Raw genomic sequence first — 16,563 nt, 5'->3', positions numbered from 1 at the left:
CGGTCACTTTTCTTCGCGTTGGTTGCGGCATGAAAGCCATGCTGCTCATCCCGATCATCGCTGTCGCCACCAGTCTTCAGGCCGCTCAACCGAACGCAGCCGACGCCTCGAAGCAAATCGACGCCCTGCTGGCCCAGAGCTGGCAGAAACACAAGCTCAAGCCCAACGCGCTGGTGGATGATGCCACCTTCCTCCGCCGTGCTTATCTCACCGTCGTGGGCCGCATCCCGACACTGGATGAAGCGAAGGCATTTCATGCCTGTCAGGCTCCTGACAAACGAACCAAGCTCATCGACTGCCTGCTCGCCAGTGATGGCTATGTGCAGCATTCCTTCAACTACTGGGCCGATGTGCTGCGTGCGCAGAGCCTGGGCGTCGGTGGCAGCACCACGGCGCAGCAGTACCTGAACTTCATCCGCGAATCACTGCGCACGAACAAGCCATGGGACCAGATGGCCCGTGAGTTGGTCTCCAGCGAGGGCACCTGCTTCGACACCGGTGCCATCGGCTATTACATGCGCGACCGCGGCATGCCGCTCGACAATTTGTCCAACACCACCCGCATCTTCCTCGGCACCCGCATGGAGTGCGCGCAGTGTCACGACCATCCCTTCGACAAATGGACGCAGAAGCAGTTCTTCGAGATGGCGGCCTTCACTCACAACATGAGCGCCACCAGCTACCGCTCGAAGGGCAACGACGAGGTGCAGAAAATGATCCGCCAGGACAAGGCGCTGGACAAGGAAACACAGGATTTGATGCGTCAGGCGCTCAACGAGGCATTCCGCCCGCTGCGTGACACGCTTGTCGTGCAAAACAAAGGAGCGCTCCGTCTGCCGCATGACTACAAATACACCGACGCGAAACCGAAGGATGTCGTGCAGGCTTCCGTGATGTTTGGCAAGCCGGTGACGATGACGAAGGACTCGAACACGATCGGTGAGTTCGGCCAATGGCTTACTTCGGCCGAAAATCCGCGCTTCACCACGATCATCGCCAACCGCCTGTGGAAGCGCGTCTTCGGCGCGGGCATCTATGAGCAGGTCGATGAGATGGTGGACAACAGCGTGGCCTCGAATCCCGAGCTGATGCGCTTTTTGGAGAAGCAGATGGTCGCGCTGAAGTATGACATGAAGGCCTACTTGCGCATGCTGCTGAACACGCAGCTCTTCGCTCGTGAAAGCACGAAGGAAATCAGCCCCGGCGTGCCCTACTACTTCCAGGGGCCGGTTTTCCGCCGCATGACTGCCGAGCAGGTGTGGGACTCGCTCGTCACGCTCGTCAGTCCTGATCCTGATCAGCCGAACTGGAGCGCTCGCGAGCGTGAGCGCCGTGATCTCGAAAACCGCCACCGTCTGTCCCAGATTCTCGACAAAACGGAAGCTCCGCTGCTGTTTGAAGCCTCCAAGGCCGTCGCCGATGCTATGCGCGAGCAGAACAAGGAGTTCGACGGCCTGCGCAAGGAACTCGATGAGGCCCGGGCCAAGGACGACAAAGAAAAGGCCAAGGACATCCAACGCCGTCTCGGCCAGAGCCAGCGCGTCCTGCGCGAAAACGTCTCCAAACATTTCTACGCAGCCGCGAAGAAGTCCGGCAACCAGGCGATCCAGGCCGAACTGGCCGCCGTGAGCGGCGGCGGACCAATGGACATGGCGATGATGAGCCTGATGGAGGACACCCGTGTCGATGCCAAAGACATGCCGCTTGATCCCAAACTCATGACCCGTATCAAGGCTGACGAACAAGTTCTGGGTATCAAAGACCCAAAGAGCGCCAAGAGTTACGAAACCTACCAGAAGACGCTGCACCAGACCTGGAGCCGCGCCGCAGAACAGCCTTCGCCAGCACCACGCGGCCACTTCCTGCGTGAGTTCGGCCAGAGCGATCGTGAGATCATCGAAAACGCCAGCGACGAGGCCAGTGTGCCGCAGGCTCTCACCATGATGAATGGTTCACTCTTGGGCCAGATCACCGGCGCGTGGTCCACCCTCAGCATCAACCTGCGCAAAGCCGCGACCAACGAGGAAAAGATACACACCTTCTTCCTCAGCCTCTACTCCCGTCCGCCTTCGGCGAAGGAAAAGGCACAGATGCTGCAAACCCTCGAATCCTACGCCTCCAACAAAAATCTCTGGGAGGATCTCACGCTCGCAGCCCTGATCACACAACGCTTCATCTTCGTCGAGTAACCGCGCTTGCTTGAAACTTTAAACCACAAACTTGAAACGATCATGAACTCCGAACTCACCCGCCGCTCCGTGATGACCCGCATGGCCCAAGGCTGCCTTGGTGTCGGCCTGCTGCCTTCGATGGAGCATCTGTTCTCCGGCAAAGCTCTCGCCGTGGGCGAAGGGGCCGCCCTGGCCAAACAAGCCGCCACCGCGCGCAACGTCATTTTCCTCTACATGACCGGCGGTCAGAGCCATCTGGACACTTGGGATCCCAAACCCGACAACAAGGAGGTTGCTGGGCCGGTGAAGGCCATCAAGACCAGCGCCGACGGCGTGCAGATCAGCGAATACCTGCCGCGCACGGCCAAGCAGATGCATCACGCCTGCGTGATCAACTCCATGGCCACCAACACGGCCGCGCACGAGCAGGCGAACTACTTCATGCACACCAGTTTCGGCCTGCGCAGCACGATCAAGCATCCTGGCATGGGCGCGTGGCTGAGTTTCTACCAAGGAAGCGGTAATCCGGCGCTGCCGGCCTATGTCTATGTCGGCAATGACAGCCGTCATCCTGGCGCGGGCTTCTTCGCGAAAAAGCATGGCCCGCTCATGGTCAACAATCCCGAAGCTGGCTTGCAAAACGTGCGCCCGCAAAAAGGCGTGACGGATGAACGCTTCGCCATGCGGCGTGAAATGGCCGGGGCGCTCGATGCCGAGTTCCAGTCCAAATGGGAAACGCGTGGTGTGAAGGCTTATGCCGACATGTATGACGACGCTGTGAAGCTCATGAAAAGCGAAGACCTTGTGGCCTTCGACCTGACCAAGGAGCCGGAAGAGCTTCGAACAGCCTATGGCAAAGACACCTTCGGCCAGGGTTGTTTGCTTGCCCGTCGTCTCGTCGAGCACGGCGTACGCTTCATTGAGGTCAGTTTCGGCAGTTGGGACACGCATGTGGCGAATTTCATCAACACCCCGCGTCTCTGCGACACGCTCGACACCGCGCTTTCGGCGCTTGTCACTGATCTGGAGCGTCGCGGCATGCTCGACAGCACCATGATCGTCGTCAGCTCCGAGTTTGGCCGCACGCCGAAGATTAATCAGAACCAGGGCCGTGACCACTACCCGATCTTCAGCTCCGTCATCATCGGCGGCGGGATCAAAGGCGGCATTAAATACGGTGCCACCACACCAGACGGCGCTGGCATCGCCGCTGACAAGGTCGGTCCGCCTGATCTCAATGCCACCATCGGGTATGCGCTCGGTCTGCCGCTGGATCAGGTGATCTTCAGCCCAAGCAAGCGCCCCTTCACCGTCGCCGACAAAGGCCAGCCGCTCACGCATCTGTTTGCGTGAGCCAGGTGGGCTACTTCCCGGCCTCGCGCGTGCCGCTGCCCTTGGGCAGTTTCATGAGGCTGTCGCCGAGTTCGGCGCGGATGGCTTCGGCGTGCTGCTGGAGTTTGGCGACTTGGTCGGGGAACTGGCTGGCGAGGTTCTTGGACTCGCTGAGGTCGGTGTAGAGATCGTAAAGCTCGGGCTGCTCGATCTTCTGTTGTTTATAGAGCACGGGGATGCCGCCGGTGGCCTTCGGGATGTCGGCGGGGAGCCCACGGTATGAATGGGGAAGCTGGAGCTTCCAGCGGCCGTCACCAGAGGTGATGGCCTGGAGCTGGTTTTGCTCGTAATAGTAGGCGTAGAAGTCGTGCGGGTTCTTCGCGCCGGATTCACCGGCGACGATGGGCCAGCAGTTGAGGCCGTCGATTTTGTGATCGGGCAGTTTGGCATCAATGACATGGGCGATGGTGGGCAGGATGTCGATGGTCATCATCAGGGTGTCAGTGGTGGTGCCAGCGGGGATCTTGGCGGGCCATTTCATGAGGCCAGCGACGCGGGTGCCGCCCTCCCAGCAGGTGCCTTTGCCCTCGCGCAGCGGCCCGGCGCTGCCGGCGTGGTCGCCATAGCTGAGCCAGGGGCCGTTGTCGGAGGTGAAGATGACCCAGGTGTTGTCTTCGAGGCCGTTTTTCTTCAGCGTGTCAACAATCTGACCGACGGACCAGTCCACCTCCATCATGACATCGGCGAAGAGTCCTTTGCCGGACTTGCCCTTGTACTTGTCGCTCACAAACAGCGGCACATGCACCATGCTGTGCGCGAGGTAGAGAAAGAAGGGCTTGTCCTTGTTTTTCTCGATGAACTGCACGCCGTGTGTGGTGTAGTCGGTGGTGAGATGTGTCTGATCTTCAGGGGTGATCTCTTCATCGACGACGCGGTCGTTTTCGACCATGGGAAGCTTGGGGTAAGCGCCTTTCTTCGCCTGCGGGTGGTAAGGCCACATGTCGTTCGAGTAAGGGATGCCGTAGTATTCGTCGAAACCGTGCTTTACCGGCAAAAACTGGGGCAGGGAACCGAGGTGCCATTTGCCGACGGCGGCGGTGGCGTAGCCTTTTTGCTTCACGAGCTCGGCGATGGTCATTTCAGTGGAGTTGATGCCGTGTTTGGCCGAGGGACCGAGTGCGCCGTGGATGCCGACGCGGTTCGGATAGCAGCCAGTAAGCAAAGCCGTGCGCGAGGCGCTGCACACCGGCTGGGCGACGTGGAAGTTCGTGAACTTGCGGCCTGAGGCGGCCAGTCGGTCGATGTTCGGCGTCTGGTAGCCCTGTGCGCCGAAGCAGCCCACATCGGCGTAGCCCATGTCATCCATGAAGATGATGACGATGTTTGGCTGGGCGGAAGCGGCCCGGCTTGAAATCGTAAGGATGAGGACGGTGAAAAATGAAAGAATGAACTGGAACATGATTGGAGGTGGATCATCCAAACGCTGGCTGACGCCTCGGAATTCCACCCTTTTTCCGCTTGCCGATTGAGATGATGCCCGTATGATCCGCGCCTTCCCGGACAGAATTAGCGTTTTCACGGCGAGAGTGGGGCCTTCCCCGCTCTTTTTTGTCTGCGGGTATCACGATTTTCTTATGATCAGCGAACTTAAAGCCCTTTTCGACTACTACGAGAAAGAGAAAGGAATCGACCGTGGCAAAATGGTCGAGGCCCTCTCACAGGCATTGCTCGCCGCCTCCAAGAAAAGCATCGGTCCCGCGCGTGAACTGCGCATCGACATTGATCCTGACAAGGGAACGATCAAGGCCTTCGCCAAGCTGCTTGCCGTCGAAACGGTCACCAACCGCTGGGAAGAGCTTCCGCTCGCCACGGCCAAACGCTTCAAAAAGGACGCGGTCATCGGTGACGAGATCGAAGTCGAGGTCACACCGAACAACATGGGCCGCATCGCCGCTCAGACCGCGAAGCAGACGATGCTGCAGCGCCTGCGCATGGCCGAGAAGGAGAATCTCTATGAGGAGTTCAAGGATCGCACCGGTGACGTCGTCAGCGGCGTGGTGCGTCGTTTTGAAAAGTCTGATGTGGTTGTCGATCTGGGCAAGTTCGAAGGCGTGATGACCTCCAAGGAGCGCGTCTCCACCGAGGATTACACTCCTGGCGACCGCATGCGCTTCTATGTCAAGGCGGTCGAAAAGGACAGCGGACGCGGGCCGGAGATCATCCTGTCCCGCGCGCATCCGAATTTTGTGCGCCGCTTGTTTGAGTTTGAAGTCAGCGAGATCGGCGACCGCACCGTGGAGATCGCCAGCATCGCCCGCGAGGCCGGCTACCGCACGAAGGTGGCCGTTCACAGCGGTGACGAAAAAGTGGACCCCGTCGGCGCCTGTGTGGGCCTGCGTGGCGCGCGTGTGAAGAACATCGTGCGTGAGCTGAACAACGAAAAGGTTGATATCATCCGCTGGAAGTCCGATCCCGCCGAGTTTGTCCGTGAAGCGCTCAAGCCCATCAAAGTGCTCACCATCCAGGTCAACAACGAGAAGAAAGAAGCCCGCCTCACTGTCAGCGAAGAAGACCTGTCGAAGGCCATCGGCCGTCGCGGTCAGAACGCGCGTCTGACCTCGCGTCTGGTGGGCATGGATTTGATCATCGAGAAAGACCAGCATGCCACCGAGGTCTTTGAAGGCCAGATGGGCAGCGCGGTGCATCATCTCGTGGACGCCCTTGGCATCACCGAGGAGACCGCACGTCTCTTGACCCAGGGTGGCATGGGCGACCTTGCCACGCTGACCTCCGGTGTGGACGTGGCGGACATCGCCGACGTCCTCGGCGGTGACAGCGCGCTGGCCGAGCAGATTTTCGAAAAAGCCAAGGCACATGCTTCCCCCGCGAAGTAGCTCCCGTGCCGCCATGAAGACATTCAACACCAACCTACAGCCGCACGAACCGCCAGCCCCCCGCTCCGCTCGCCTGACAAATTTTCCACATGCCCAGCAAGTCCTCATCCTCCAAGCCACGCAAAACCTCGGACGACAAAGTCGTTGAGGAGCCGGCATCTGTCGAAAGCACCAAGCCTCATAAAGCGGAGAAGGAAAAGGTGCTCTCGTTGATCGAGGATAAAAAGCCCAGAACCCGGGTGCCACGCAAAGACGGAGGCGGATTGCCGCCGCTGGGGGCCAAGAAGGCCGCCCCGGAGCCGAAAAAAGAGGACGTGCCCGCCGCCCCCGCGAAGCCCACGCTGGACGAGCGAAAAGCCGCCGCGTTGAACCTGTTTGAGGACGACGACAAGCCCAAGGTGCGCCGTCGTCCTGCTGATGCCGGCCAGCCGAGCGCCCTGCCGCCGATTTCTCTTCTGGCTGAGGACAACACGCCGAAACCGATCGTTCCGATTGTTCACGCCCCTCCTGCCGAGGTGCCGGTGCCAGAGTTCGAGGTCGGAGAGAGTGGTGAAAAGATCATCCATCTCAAGCCGCCCATCGTGGTGAAGGATCTGGCGGACAAAATGGGCCTCAAGCCCTTCAAGATCATCGCCGATCTCATCGCCTTCCAGGTTTTCGCCAGCGCGGACAAGGCCATCGACATCGAGATCGCTGAAAAAGTTTGCGAGAAGCACGGCTTCAAGCTGGAGCGTGAAAAGCGCGAGAAAGGCGGCGGCGTTCATAAGGTCGAGGAAGTCATCGTCGAGCCTGTCGCACAGGTCGTGGCGGAGGTTGCCGAGGACAAACTCGAACTGCGCGCCCCGATTATTACCTTCATGGGGCACGTCGATCACGGCAAGACCTCGCTGCTCGATGCCCTGCGCAAGACGCAGGTCACCGCCGGGGAGGCGGGGGGCATCACCCAGCACATCGGTGCCTACTGCATCTTCCACAACGGCAAGCCCATCACCTTCATCGACACACCCGGCCACGCGGCCTTCTCGGCCATGCGCGCCCGTGGTGCCAACGTCACCGACATCGTCGTGCTGATCATCGCCGCAGATGACGGCATCATGCCGCAGACGAAGGAGGCTCTCAGCCATGCCAAGGCCGCCGGCGTCCAGCTCATGGTCGCCATTAACAAGTGCGATCTGCCCACGGCCAACGTCCTGCGTGTGAAAAGCCAGCTTCAGGACATCGGCCTCGCGCCGGTCGATTGGGGTGGTGAGATTGAGTGCATGGAGGTCTCGGCCAAAAGCGGCCTCGGTCTCGACAACCTGCTCGAAACCATGTCCCTCCAGGCCGAGGTGCTGGAGCTCAAGGCTGATCCCAAAGCCGCCCCCCGCGCCACGGTCATCGAATCCTCGATGGTTGCCGGCAAGGGGCCTGTGGCCACGGTCATCGTCGGTCAGGGCACCCTCACCGTCGGCCAGCCCTTCATTTGCGGTCCCTACTGGGGCAAGGTGAAGGCGCTCATCAACGACCGTGGTGAAAACATCAAGGAAGTGCTTCCAGGCATGCCCTGCGAGGTCATCGGCTTCAGCGACATGCCGCACGTCGGCGACGAGGTCGTTGTGATGAAAAACGAGCGCGATGTCAAAAAGCTCAGCGAAGAGCGACTGGAGGACATTCGCCAGAAGAAGCTTACCGTGCCTCGTCGTTCCACCTTGGAGCACCTCTTTGCCAGCATCGAGGACAGCAACAAGAAAGCCCTCAAGGTCGTTCTCAAGTGCGACGTGCAGGGCTCCGTCGAGGCCATCGCCAAGTGCCTTACCGACATCAAGAGCGACAAGTGCAACCTCGACATCCTGCACAAGGAGGTCGGCTCCATCAACGAGTCCGACGTGCTGCTCGCCAGCGCCTCCGACGCCATCATCCTCGGTTTCAACGTCAAGGTGGAGAACAAGGCTCTCACCGTCGCGAAGCGCGAGACCGTGCAGGTGAAGCTCTACTCCATCATCTACGAATTGATCGACCAGGTCAAAGAGTCCATGCAGGGCCTGCTTGATCCGCTCACCCGCGAGAAGGTGCTCGGCCACGCCCGCGTGAAGCAGGTTTTCAAGGTCAACAAGGGCTTTGTTGGCGGCTCCGTCGTCACTGACGGCATCATGAACCGCAAGCAGCGCGCCCGCGTGCTGCGTGACGGACAGGCCGTCTATGATGGTGGTTTCGAAACGCTGCGCCGCTTCCAGGACGAGGTCAACGAGGTCCGCAACGGCCTCGAATGCGGCATCAAGCTCAACGGCTTCAGCGATTACGAGGAAAACGACGTCATCGAGTGTTACGAGCTCGAAAAAATCGCCCAGACACTCTAACCCGATGCTGGATGCCAGATGCTAGATCAACCAAGCATCACGCATCTAGTCTCTAGCATCCAGCCATCCGATGTCCCTCCGAGTCCAAAAAGTCAGCGAACTGATCCGCCGTGAGCTGGCTACAATTCTTGAAAAGGATTACCGCTTCGAGAACTGCCTCGTCACCATCCATGAGGTGAGCCCTACGCCTGACATGCGGCAGTGCTTTGTTTATGTCGGGGTGATCGGCAAGCCGCATCAGCAGGAGAACGCCATCGAGAAGCTCACCAAGGCACGCGGCTCGATCCAGCGTGACCTCTACAAGCGCGTGAAGCTGCGTTGCAGCCCGCAGTTGTTCTTCCGCCTCGACAAGTCCGTCGAGCGTGGCGTTCCGCTGCTTAACATCATCGACAACCTGCCGCCGCCTCTTCCTGATGAGCCTGTGGCGGAAACGTCGAAGGATTGAGCGTGCGCGGGGCCGTACATTCGCGGCAAAATGAGAGAAATGGTTGGAGGCTGGCGATTTTCCCGGCAGAATCCGCGCATTCATTATTTCATCTGTCATGCCTCTTTCCGATCCCTTTGCGTTTCAGCTCGCCGGTTTCAGTGAAGGCGATGTTGATGAGATCCTCGCCGACCTCGACTACCTGCACCGCAACTCACGCTGGACGCACCGGCGGGACCAGGTTGAGCGCATGATCGTGGAGTCCCCAGTGATCCTTCTCGACTTTCTGCGCAGCGTGCGGCCTGACGTGGTGCGCAGCGCGATGATCCCGCGCCGGGTGAAAGATATGGTGCTGCGGTCGAAGGCGGCTGTTTGAGTTGTTGCGCCTGCGCTGAGTTCCGCCACATTCGGCCTCCCCCAAGACTCGGCCCATTGTGCGCCGGGCGTGCATTTCCCTATCATGTTCAACTGGATCATCAGAAAAATCATCGGCACCAAGAACCAGCGCACTGTGCGCAGGCTCACTCCCACAGTGACCGAGATCAACCGCATCGAGGCCCAGCTTCAAAACGAGCCTGAGGAAGCGCTGCGCGAGCGCACCCAGAAATGGCAGGCACAGTTCCGTGCATTCCACACACCGCCATTCCTCGGAGGGGTCTCATTGCGCATTGCGGATGAAGCGGCCGTGGATGCCTGCCTGGAGCAGGTGGAGCATTACTTCGCCGCCTTGAAGCAGCATTTCCCGTCCTTGGAGGATGACTACATCGCCCAGGGCCGCTGGCGCACGGTGGGTTTTGACGAGAAGAAGCAGCACATCGACCGCGCCCGCGAGGCATGGAACACGATCCAGCCTGACTTCGATGCCATCGAGCAAAAGATGCTGAACGATATCCTGCCAGAAGTGTACGCCGTGGTGAAAAACGCCGCGCGTCGCATGTGTGGCCGTGAGATCGTCGTCTGCGACCAGCCGCTGGGCTGGAACATGGTTCACTTCGATGTGCAGCTCGTCGGCGGCATCGCCCTGCATCGCGGCATGATCGCTGAAATGGCCACGGGTGAAGGCAAGACGCTTGTCGGCACACTGCCGGTGTTTCTCAACGCGCTCACCGGCCGCGGAGTGCATGTCATCACGGTGAATGACTACCTCGCCCGTCGCGACAGCGAGTGGATGGGCAGCTTGTACAAATTCCTCGGCCTCACGGTCGGCTGCATTCAAAACGACCAGCCCAGCCACATCCGCGCCGAGCAGTACCGCTGCGACATCACCTACGGCACGAACAGTGAGTTCGGCTTCGACTACCTGCGTGACAACGGCATGGCCTCCAGCAAGGAGCAGCAGGTGCAGCGCGGCCATTACTTCGCCATCGTTGATGAAGTGGACTCCGTGCTCATTGATGAGGCGCGCACGCCTTTGATCATCAGCGGTCCGGTCATGGCCGCCGAGAGCAATCATCAGTACGAGCGCTACAAGCCCCTCGTGGAGCAGCTCGTGCGCCGCCAGAACACGCTGTGCAATCGTCTGGTCACCGAGGCCAAGGAAGCCGCCGCCGCAGGCGAGTTGGAGCAGGCCGGCTTGAAGTTGTTCCAGGTTCACATGGGGCAGCCAAAGAACCGCGCCCTCACACGCTGCATGGAGGAGCCGGAACTCCGCCGTGCGATGGAAAAAGCCGAGCTGAGCCTCTACGCGGACACGCAGAAGGTCGAGTTCTTCAAGCTCAAGGAAGAGCTATACTACTTCATCGAGGAAAAAAGCCACGATGCCGATCTCACCGAGCAGGGGCGCAATTTCCTCAGCCCCGACGAGCCGGACGCCTTTGTGCTGCCGGACATCGCCACCGTGTATTCCGAGATCGACGGCGACACCTCGCTTTCTGAAGAAGCCCGTCAGCGCAAGAAGACCGAGATGCAGGACCGCCTCTCCCATCAAGGCCAGCGCATCCATCAGATCAGCCAGTTGCTCCGTGCCTACTGCCTGTATGAGAAGGACGTCGAGTACGTCGTCGAGGAGAACAAGGTCATCATCGTCGATGCGCAGACGGGCCGTAAAATGGCCGGTCGCCGTTGGAGCGATGGTCTGCATCAGGCCGTGGAAGCGAAGGAAGGCGTGCAGATTGATGCCGAGACGCAGACGCTCGCCACCATCACGATTCAGAACTACTTCCGCCTTTATCAAAAGCTGGGCGGCATGACCGGCACGGCGGAAACAGACGCGGCCGAGTTCCACGACATCTACCATCTCGATGTGCTCACCATCCCGACCAACCGGCCGGTGAAGCGCAAGGATCACAACGACAGCATCTACAAGACACGCCGCGAGAAATTTGCCGCCGTGATCGAGTTGATCCGCGAATTGAACGCCAAAGGGCAGCCCGTGCTCGTTGGCACCGCCAGTGTCGAGGCCTCTGAAATGGTCTCGCGCATGCTGAAGCTGCAAAAGATCACGCACAACGTGCTCAACGCGAAGTATCACCGCCAAGAGGCCGAAATCGTCGCCCGCGCCGGTCATCGCGCCGCTGTGACGATCTCCACCAACATGGCCGGTCGTGGCACCGACATCAAACTGGGTGAAGGGGTTTCCGAACTCGGTGGTTTGTTCGTTTTGGCCACGGAACGTCATGAATCACGTCGTGTGGACCGTCAGTTGCGTGGTCGTAGTGCTCGTCAGGGCGATCCGGGCGAGAGCAAATTCTTCCTCAGCTTTGAAGACGACCTCATGCGCAACTTCGGCGCCGCCGAGCGCATGACGAAGATGATGGAGCGCTTCGGCATGAAGGAGGGCGAGGAGCTTCAGCACCCCTGGCTCAACCGCAGCGTCGAAACCGCCCAGAAGCGCGTCGAGCAGCGCAACTATGTCTGGCGCAAGCGCGTCCTCGAATACGATGACGTGATGAATCAGCAGCGTGAAGTCGTCTATGAGTGGCGCAACGACGTGCTCAACAGCAACGACACCCGCATTCTCATCAACGACGCCGTCGAGAAAGGCATCACCGAGCGTCTCAGCGTCTTCGTGCCGAAGGATCTCAAGGACGACGCCGAGGCTGACTACGACAACCTGCTCCAGTGGGTGAACACCACCTTCCCGATCGGTCTGCGCGATTTTGACGATGCGTTCAAGGCGCTCGATTTCGACGCCAAGTCCGCCTGGCTGAAGGAAAAAATCCTCAACGCCTACGAGGTGAAGGTCGGCAACGCCAACCCGACCGCCTTGCAGGAGATCGAGAAGATGATCCTCCTAAACGCCATCGACCGCCTGTGGCAGGAGCATTTGTATGCGCTGGATGCCTTGAAGGAAGGCGTCAGCCTGCGCACCTACGGCCAGAAAGACCCGCTGGTGGAGTTCAAGCAGGAGGCCTTCACGATCTTCGCGGAGCTAATGAACAACATCAACGGCGAGGTGCTCGGCAACCTCTTCCGCAGCACGCAGCAGCTTGCCGCGTTTGAGCAGTTCCTCGCCCAGCTTGCTGCCCAGCAGAGCGGAGCCCCCGCGCCGCAGCAGCGCCGCGAACAAATCGAGGAGGAAAGTGAGGAGGAGACGGCCCCCAATCCAGGCAGAGACGGTCCGCGTCTCATCATCCCCACCGCCACGAACAAGCCCAAGCCCAAAGCCACCAACATTGGCCGCAACGACCCTTGCCCCTGTGGCAGCGGGAAGAAGTACAAGCAGTGCTGCGGACGCATCGCGTAAAAACAAGGTCGCGTTGACTGTGGGGGGGGGGCGTGCAGGCATGGTTTTCCATGCGTCTGATCCCATGGCTCATCCTTTATTGTGGATAATGCTGCTCTCCGGTTGCGGCGAGCCAGCGGCGGATGTGGCCTTGCCTCAAAAGGACGACATCGCGTCTCTGTGAGCATCACGAAGTGATGCAATCAAAACCTCGCTTGTTTTATCGCCTACTGAAGAACCACTTCTTTGAAGTGGTGGCTCGGGACGGGATCGAACCGCCGACACTAGGATCTTCAATCCCATGCTCTACCAACTGAGCTACCGAGCCTCTGACTTCGAGGGCCGCTATTGGAGCATGCTTCAATCCTGGCGCAACGGGTTTTTCACCTTGCCCCAAGATTGATTTCAGCCGCTCATTTTCCCTTCGCTGACAGCGCGATGAGCGTCCACCCGGCCATCAGGCTCAGGCCGCCCAGCGGGGTGATGGCTCCGAGCCATTTGGTGCCGGTGTAGGCGAGCAGATAGAGCGAGCCGCTGAAGAGCAGCACGCCGGCTAGGATCATGCGCCAGGCCCAGACCATCGTTCGTTTGCTGCTGGCAAAGAAGGTGAGCAGCAAGAGCACTACGGCATGCGGTAGATGGTATTGCAGGGCGGTCTCCCAGTGTTCCAGCTCTCCGGCGGCCTTCAGTTTCTCATGCACCGGGCCGTGAGCACCGGAGGCGCCCAGCGAGATGGCGAGGAAACCCAACAGGGCGGAGACACGGAGGCGCAGGGGATCGGGGGACATGGTGGAAAGTGGATGCTGGTTGAGAGGCGGAGGAATGACGAATGCTGTTACGCTCGCTCTGGTGGCGTCCTTCGGGGCTTAAACCTCCAACTGAATGCCGAGTTCGATGACCTGGCGCGGCGGAAGCTCAAAGTAGCCGGTGGCGGGGCGGGAGAGGCGGGAGAGCATGACGAAGAGTTTCTTGCGCCAGGCGGCCATCTTGCCGGGACCGTTGGTCAGCAGCACCTCGCGGCTCTGGTAGAAGGTGATTCCGTTGCGCTTCACCTTCGTCTTCTCGCTCAGAGCCTGGCAGAGGTCGTCAAACACATTCGGGGACTCGGAGAAGCCGTAGCGCAGGACCACGCGGTAGAACTCGTCGTGGTACTCGCTGATCTCATGGCGCGTCTCGTCCTGGATGTAGGGCACCTGCTCAAAGCGCACGGTGAGCAGCACCACCTGCTGGTGCAGCGCCTTGTTGTGCTTCAGATGGTGCAGCAGCGCCAGCGGCAGGCCGTCCGCGCTGGCAGACATGAAGACGGCGGTGCCTGGCACGCGGATGATGCGGTCTTTCTTGATCTCATCCACGAGGAACTGCACCGGCAGGCGGCCGCGCTGCATGGCCTGGAAGAGGATGGCCCGTCCGTCCGTCCACGTTTTCATGATGATCCAGATGCTGAGGCCGATGACGAGCGGGAACCAGGCGCCGGCCATGAACTTGAGCAGGCTGCCGGAGACATAGCCGATTTCAGGGATGAGGAAGATGATGACCGGGATGCCCGCTTTCCAGAGCGACCACTGCCAGACCTCGCGGGCGACGAGGAAGAACAGCAGGCTGGTGAAGGTCATGTCGAGCGCCACGGAGAGGCCGTAGGCGGCGGCGAGATTGGTGGAGGACTCAAAATGGAAGACCAGCGCGAGGCAGGAGACCATGAGGAGGTAGTTCACCTGCGGCATGTAGATCTGGCCGCGCACGTCGGGATTGGTATGGATGATCTTCAGGCGTGGCAGGTAGCCGAGCTGCACGGCCTGCTGCGTCAGCGAGTACACGCCCGTGATCATGGCCTGGGAGGCGATGATGGTGGCTGCCGTGGCCAGGATGATGACGGGGATCAGCGCGGCCTTCGGCACGAGGCTGAAAAAGTGGTGGTACCCCGGCTGGAGCGCTGCATTCACATCTGAAAGGACGAGCGCTCCCTGCCCGAGGTAGTTCAGCATGAGCGCCGGCAGCACGATGAAGTACCAGCTCCGCACCAGCGGCGGCCGGCCAAAATGGCCGATGTCCGCATACATGGCCTCACACCCGGTCACGGCCAGCAGTACGAGCCCCATGAGCACGAAGCTCTCGTGGCCATGGTGCAGCAGGAAGTTGATCCCATGATGAGGTGACAGGGCCGAAAACACGCCGGGGTAGCTGCTGATGTTGATGATGCCGAGCACGGCGAGGGTGAGGAACCAGAGCACCATGATCGGCCCGAAGGCCTGGCCGATGCGGGCGGTGCCATGCCGCTGCACAAGAAACAGGCTCATGATGATCCCGGCGGAGATGGGGACGACGTAATGCGCCAGATCGGTGCCCAACTTGGCGTCCAATAGGGCTAGGCCCTCCACGGCGGAGAGCACCGAGATGGCCGGGGTGATCATGCCGTCGCCGTACAGCAGGCAGGCACCGAAAATGCCGATCAGCACGATGGCACCGCTGGTCTGCGGTTTGAATCGATCCTTGGCGGAGCGGAAAAGGGTCAGCAGGGCAAACATGCCGCCCTCGCCTTGGTTGGTGGCACGGGTGATGAAGCCAAGATATTTGAAGCAGACCATCACGATCAGCGACCAGAACATCAGGGAGAGCGGACCGAGTACGCCGAGAGGATCACCCGGCGTGGGTTTGGCGTGATGCAGGCATTCCTTGAGCGCGTAGAGCGGACTGGTGCCGATATCCCCGAAAACCACTCCCAGCGCTACCAGCGCGAGGGACCAACTGTTTGAGTTTTTATGTTCTGACATGAGGCGTCTTCGGAGAAGCTTCCGAAGCCCGTTTGTTGAAGGGACTGCTGTTGTTACCCAGCCGCCCGCATCATGCAAGAGGCAGTTCGGCACAGTCAGGGAGGCGGATGAACAGCGCCAGAGGGAGGAAAGCGCCTGCAAACGCCCCTTGTAAATCAGTCGGAAGGCGGTACTGGCGGGCTTTCTCTCCCGATGATCCCTTTTCTCAAAGCCTGGGTCGATTTCATGGAGCCGGTCGGCCTCGTCTGGATCGTGCTCACCCTTTTGACGATCCTGCCGCTGCGTCACCGGCGCTGGCGTGCCGCTCTGCTGCCCGGCGCGGCCTGGCTGCTCCTTACCGTCACCGCTGCGCTGCCCGTGCCGCATCTCCTCCTCGCCTCCCTGGAGGACGACTGGCCGTCGGTCGATCTCGCCACGCTGCCGGAGTGTGATGCCATCGTGGTCCTTGGAGGCGGCTTGGAGCCGTCGGCCAGGGAGCCCTCCGGCATGCACCTCAAAGACGGCGCGGATCGCCTGTTCACCGCGCTCACCCTCGCCCGGCAGGGGAAGGGGAAGCGCCTCATCATCGGCGGCGGCCTGTTCCAGACCACCGATGGACGCATCGTCGCCGAGGCTGACGGTGCCAAGGAGTGGCTCCAGGCCTGGCAGTTGACCACCGTTCCCGTGGAGAGCCTCGGTGGCTGCGCCGACACCCATGACGAGGCCGTTAAAGTGGCCGCGCTCGCCAGGGAAAACGGCTGGCAGCGCGTCGCTCTCGTCACCTCCGCCTATCACATGACCCGCACGCACGCGGTCTTCGCTAAAGCCGGCGTTCCCGTGCTCCCCGTGCCCTGCAACTACGCCAGCGCCCCCATGCGCGGCCGTCCGCTGCACTGGATCGGGGTCCCGAACGCCACCCACCTCCTCCATTTCGAGACCTGGCTGCATGAAATTATCGGCTGGTACGCCTACCGCCTGCGGGGGTGGATTTGAGG

11 protein-coding genes and 1 tRNA gene are annotated in these 16,563 nt (G+C 60.5%); 8 read left to right on the top strand and 4 right to left on the bottom strand.

Translation table 11 applies throughout. The annotated features are described in order from the left end of the window. Positions 1–29 precede the first annotated feature (29 nt). Together ACILSI_RS02300 and ACILSI_RS02295 are read left to right on the top strand one after the other, a co-directional pair. The gene (locus ACILSI_RS02300; RefSeq protein WP_395720216.1) at positions 30–2,189 is read left to right on the top strand and encodes a DUF1549 domain-containing protein; all 2,160 of its coding nucleotides are present in this window, start codon (positions 30–32) and stop codon (positions 2,187–2,189) included. Positions 2,190–2,231: 42 nt separating this feature from the next. Then, positions 2,232–3,524, top strand: coding sequence for a DUF1501 domain-containing protein (locus ACILSI_RS02295; RefSeq protein WP_395720215.1), 1,293 nt, complete (start codon positions 2,232–2,234; stop codon positions 3,522–3,524). Positions 3,525–3,534: 10 nt separating this feature from the next. Here ACILSI_RS02295 and ACILSI_RS02290 read toward each other — a convergent pair whose 3' ends face one another. Then, the gene (locus ACILSI_RS02290; RefSeq protein ID WP_395720214.1) at positions 3,535–4,962 is read right to left on the bottom strand and encodes a sulfatase; all 1,428 of its coding nucleotides are present in this window, start codon (positions 4,960–4,962) and stop codon (positions 3,535–3,537) included. A 175-nt stretch (positions 4,963–5,137) separates the two neighbouring features. Between ACILSI_RS02290 and nusA the strand changes: the two genes are divergently transcribed. The 5 genes from nusA to secA all read left to right on the top strand — a co-directional run bounded on the left by nusA (position 5,138) and on the right by secA (position 12,842). Next, positions 5,138–6,397 (top strand): transcription termination factor NusA, encoded by a 1,260-nt coding sequence (nusA, locus tag ACILSI_RS02285; protein WP_395720213.1) that lies wholly within the window; start codon positions 5,138–5,140, stop codon positions 6,395–6,397. Between the two features lie 89 nt (positions 6,398–6,486). Continuing rightward, positions 6,487–8,733, top strand: a complete 2,247-nt coding sequence (infB, locus tag ACILSI_RS02280; RefSeq protein ID WP_395720212.1) for a translation initiation factor IF-2 — start codon at positions 6,487–6,489, stop codon at positions 8,731–8,733. A 70-nt stretch (positions 8,734–8,803) separates the two neighbouring features. Next, positions 8,804–9,178 carry a 30S ribosome-binding factor RbfA gene (rbfA, locus tag ACILSI_RS02275; protein ID WP_395720211.1) on the top strand — a complete coding sequence of 125 codons (375 nt, stop codon included), beginning with the start codon at positions 8,804–8,806 and terminating at the stop codon, positions 9,176–9,178. Positions 9,179–9,275: 97 nt separating this feature from the next. Then, complete coding sequence (locus ACILSI_RS02270; protein WP_395720210.1) at positions 9,276–9,533, top strand: hypothetical protein; 258 nt, start codon at positions 9,276–9,278, stop codon at positions 9,531–9,533. 84 nt (positions 9,534–9,617) lie between these two features. Continuing rightward, positions 9,618–12,842, top strand: coding sequence for a preprotein translocase subunit SecA (gene secA, locus ACILSI_RS02265; RefSeq protein ID WP_395720209.1), 3,225 nt, complete (start codon positions 9,618–9,620; stop codon positions 12,840–12,842). Between the two features lie 231 nt (positions 12,843–13,073). Here secA and ACILSI_RS02260 read toward each other — a convergent pair. The 3 genes from ACILSI_RS02260 to ACILSI_RS02250 all read right to left on the bottom strand — a co-directional run bounded on the left by ACILSI_RS02260 (position 13,074) and on the right by ACILSI_RS02250 (position 15,589). Next, positions 13,074–13,149, bottom strand: a tRNA-Phe gene (locus ACILSI_RS02260). An 85-nt stretch (positions 13,150–13,234) separates the two neighbouring features. Then, a complete protein-coding gene (locus ACILSI_RS02255; protein ID WP_395720208.1) occupies positions 13,235–13,609 on the bottom strand; it encodes a DUF423 domain-containing protein in 375 nt (124 codons plus the stop codon). Between the two features lie 78 nt (positions 13,610–13,687). Continuing rightward, entirely contained in the window at positions 13,688–15,589 is a 1,902-nt protein-coding gene (locus ACILSI_RS02250; protein WP_395720207.1) for a potassium transporter Kup, read from the bottom strand. Between the two features lie 192 nt (positions 15,590–15,781). On the opposite strand from ACILSI_RS02250, the gene ACILSI_RS02245 reads away from it, so the two are divergent. Beyond that, the gene (locus ACILSI_RS02245) at positions 15,782–16,561 is read left to right on the top strand and encodes a YdcF family protein (protein ID WP_395720206.1); all 780 of its coding nucleotides are present in this window, start codon (positions 15,782–15,784) and stop codon (positions 16,559–16,561) included. Positions 16,562–16,563: the final 2 nt, after the last annotated feature.

It is taken from the genome of Prosthecobacter sp. (assembly GCF_044232965.1).
Lineage (GTDB): Bacteria > Verrucomicrobiota > Verrucomicrobiia > Verrucomicrobiales > Verrucomicrobiaceae > Prosthecobacter.
This window is presented reverse-complemented; position numbering and strand designations above follow the sequence as displayed.

Bases quoted from the DNA above. Each gene is read 5' to 3' on its own strand.
- ACILSI_RS02300 (WP_395720216.1), top strand. From the start codon at position 30: ATGAAAGCCATGCTGCTCATCCCGATCATCGCTGTCGCCACCAGTCTT.
- ACILSI_RS02295 (WP_395720215.1), top strand. From the start codon at position 2,232: ATGAACTCCGAACTCACCCGCCGCTCCGTGATGACCCGCATGGCCCAA.
- ACILSI_RS02290 (WP_395720214.1), bottom strand. From the start codon at position 4,962: ATGTTCCAGTTCATTCTTTCATTTTTCACCGTCCTCATCCTTACGATT.
- nusA (WP_395720213.1), top strand. From the start codon at position 5,138: ATGATCAGCGAACTTAAAGCCCTTTTCGACTACTACGAGAAAGAGAAA.
- infB (WP_395720212.1), top strand. From the start codon at position 6,487: ATGCCCAGCAAGTCCTCATCCTCCAAGCCACGCAAAACCTCGGACGAC.
- rbfA (WP_395720211.1), top strand. From the start codon at position 8,804: ATGTCCCTCCGAGTCCAAAAAGTCAGCGAACTGATCCGCCGTGAGCTG.
- ACILSI_RS02270 (WP_395720210.1), top strand. From the start codon at position 9,276: ATGCCTCTTTCCGATCCCTTTGCGTTTCAGCTCGCCGGTTTCAGTGAA.
- secA (WP_395720209.1), top strand. From the start codon at position 9,618: ATGTTCAACTGGATCATCAGAAAAATCATCGGCACCAAGAACCAGCGC.
- ACILSI_RS02255 (WP_395720208.1), bottom strand. From the start codon at position 13,609: ATGTCCCCCGATCCCCTGCGCCTCCGTGTCTCCGCCCTGTTGGGTTTC.
- ACILSI_RS02250 (WP_395720207.1), bottom strand. From the start codon at position 15,589: ATGTCAGAACATAAAAACTCAAACAGTTGGTCCCTCGCGCTGGTAGCG.
- ACILSI_RS02245 (WP_395720206.1), top strand. From the start codon at position 15,782: ATGATCCCTTTTCTCAAAGCCTGGGTCGATTTCATGGAGCCGGTCGGC.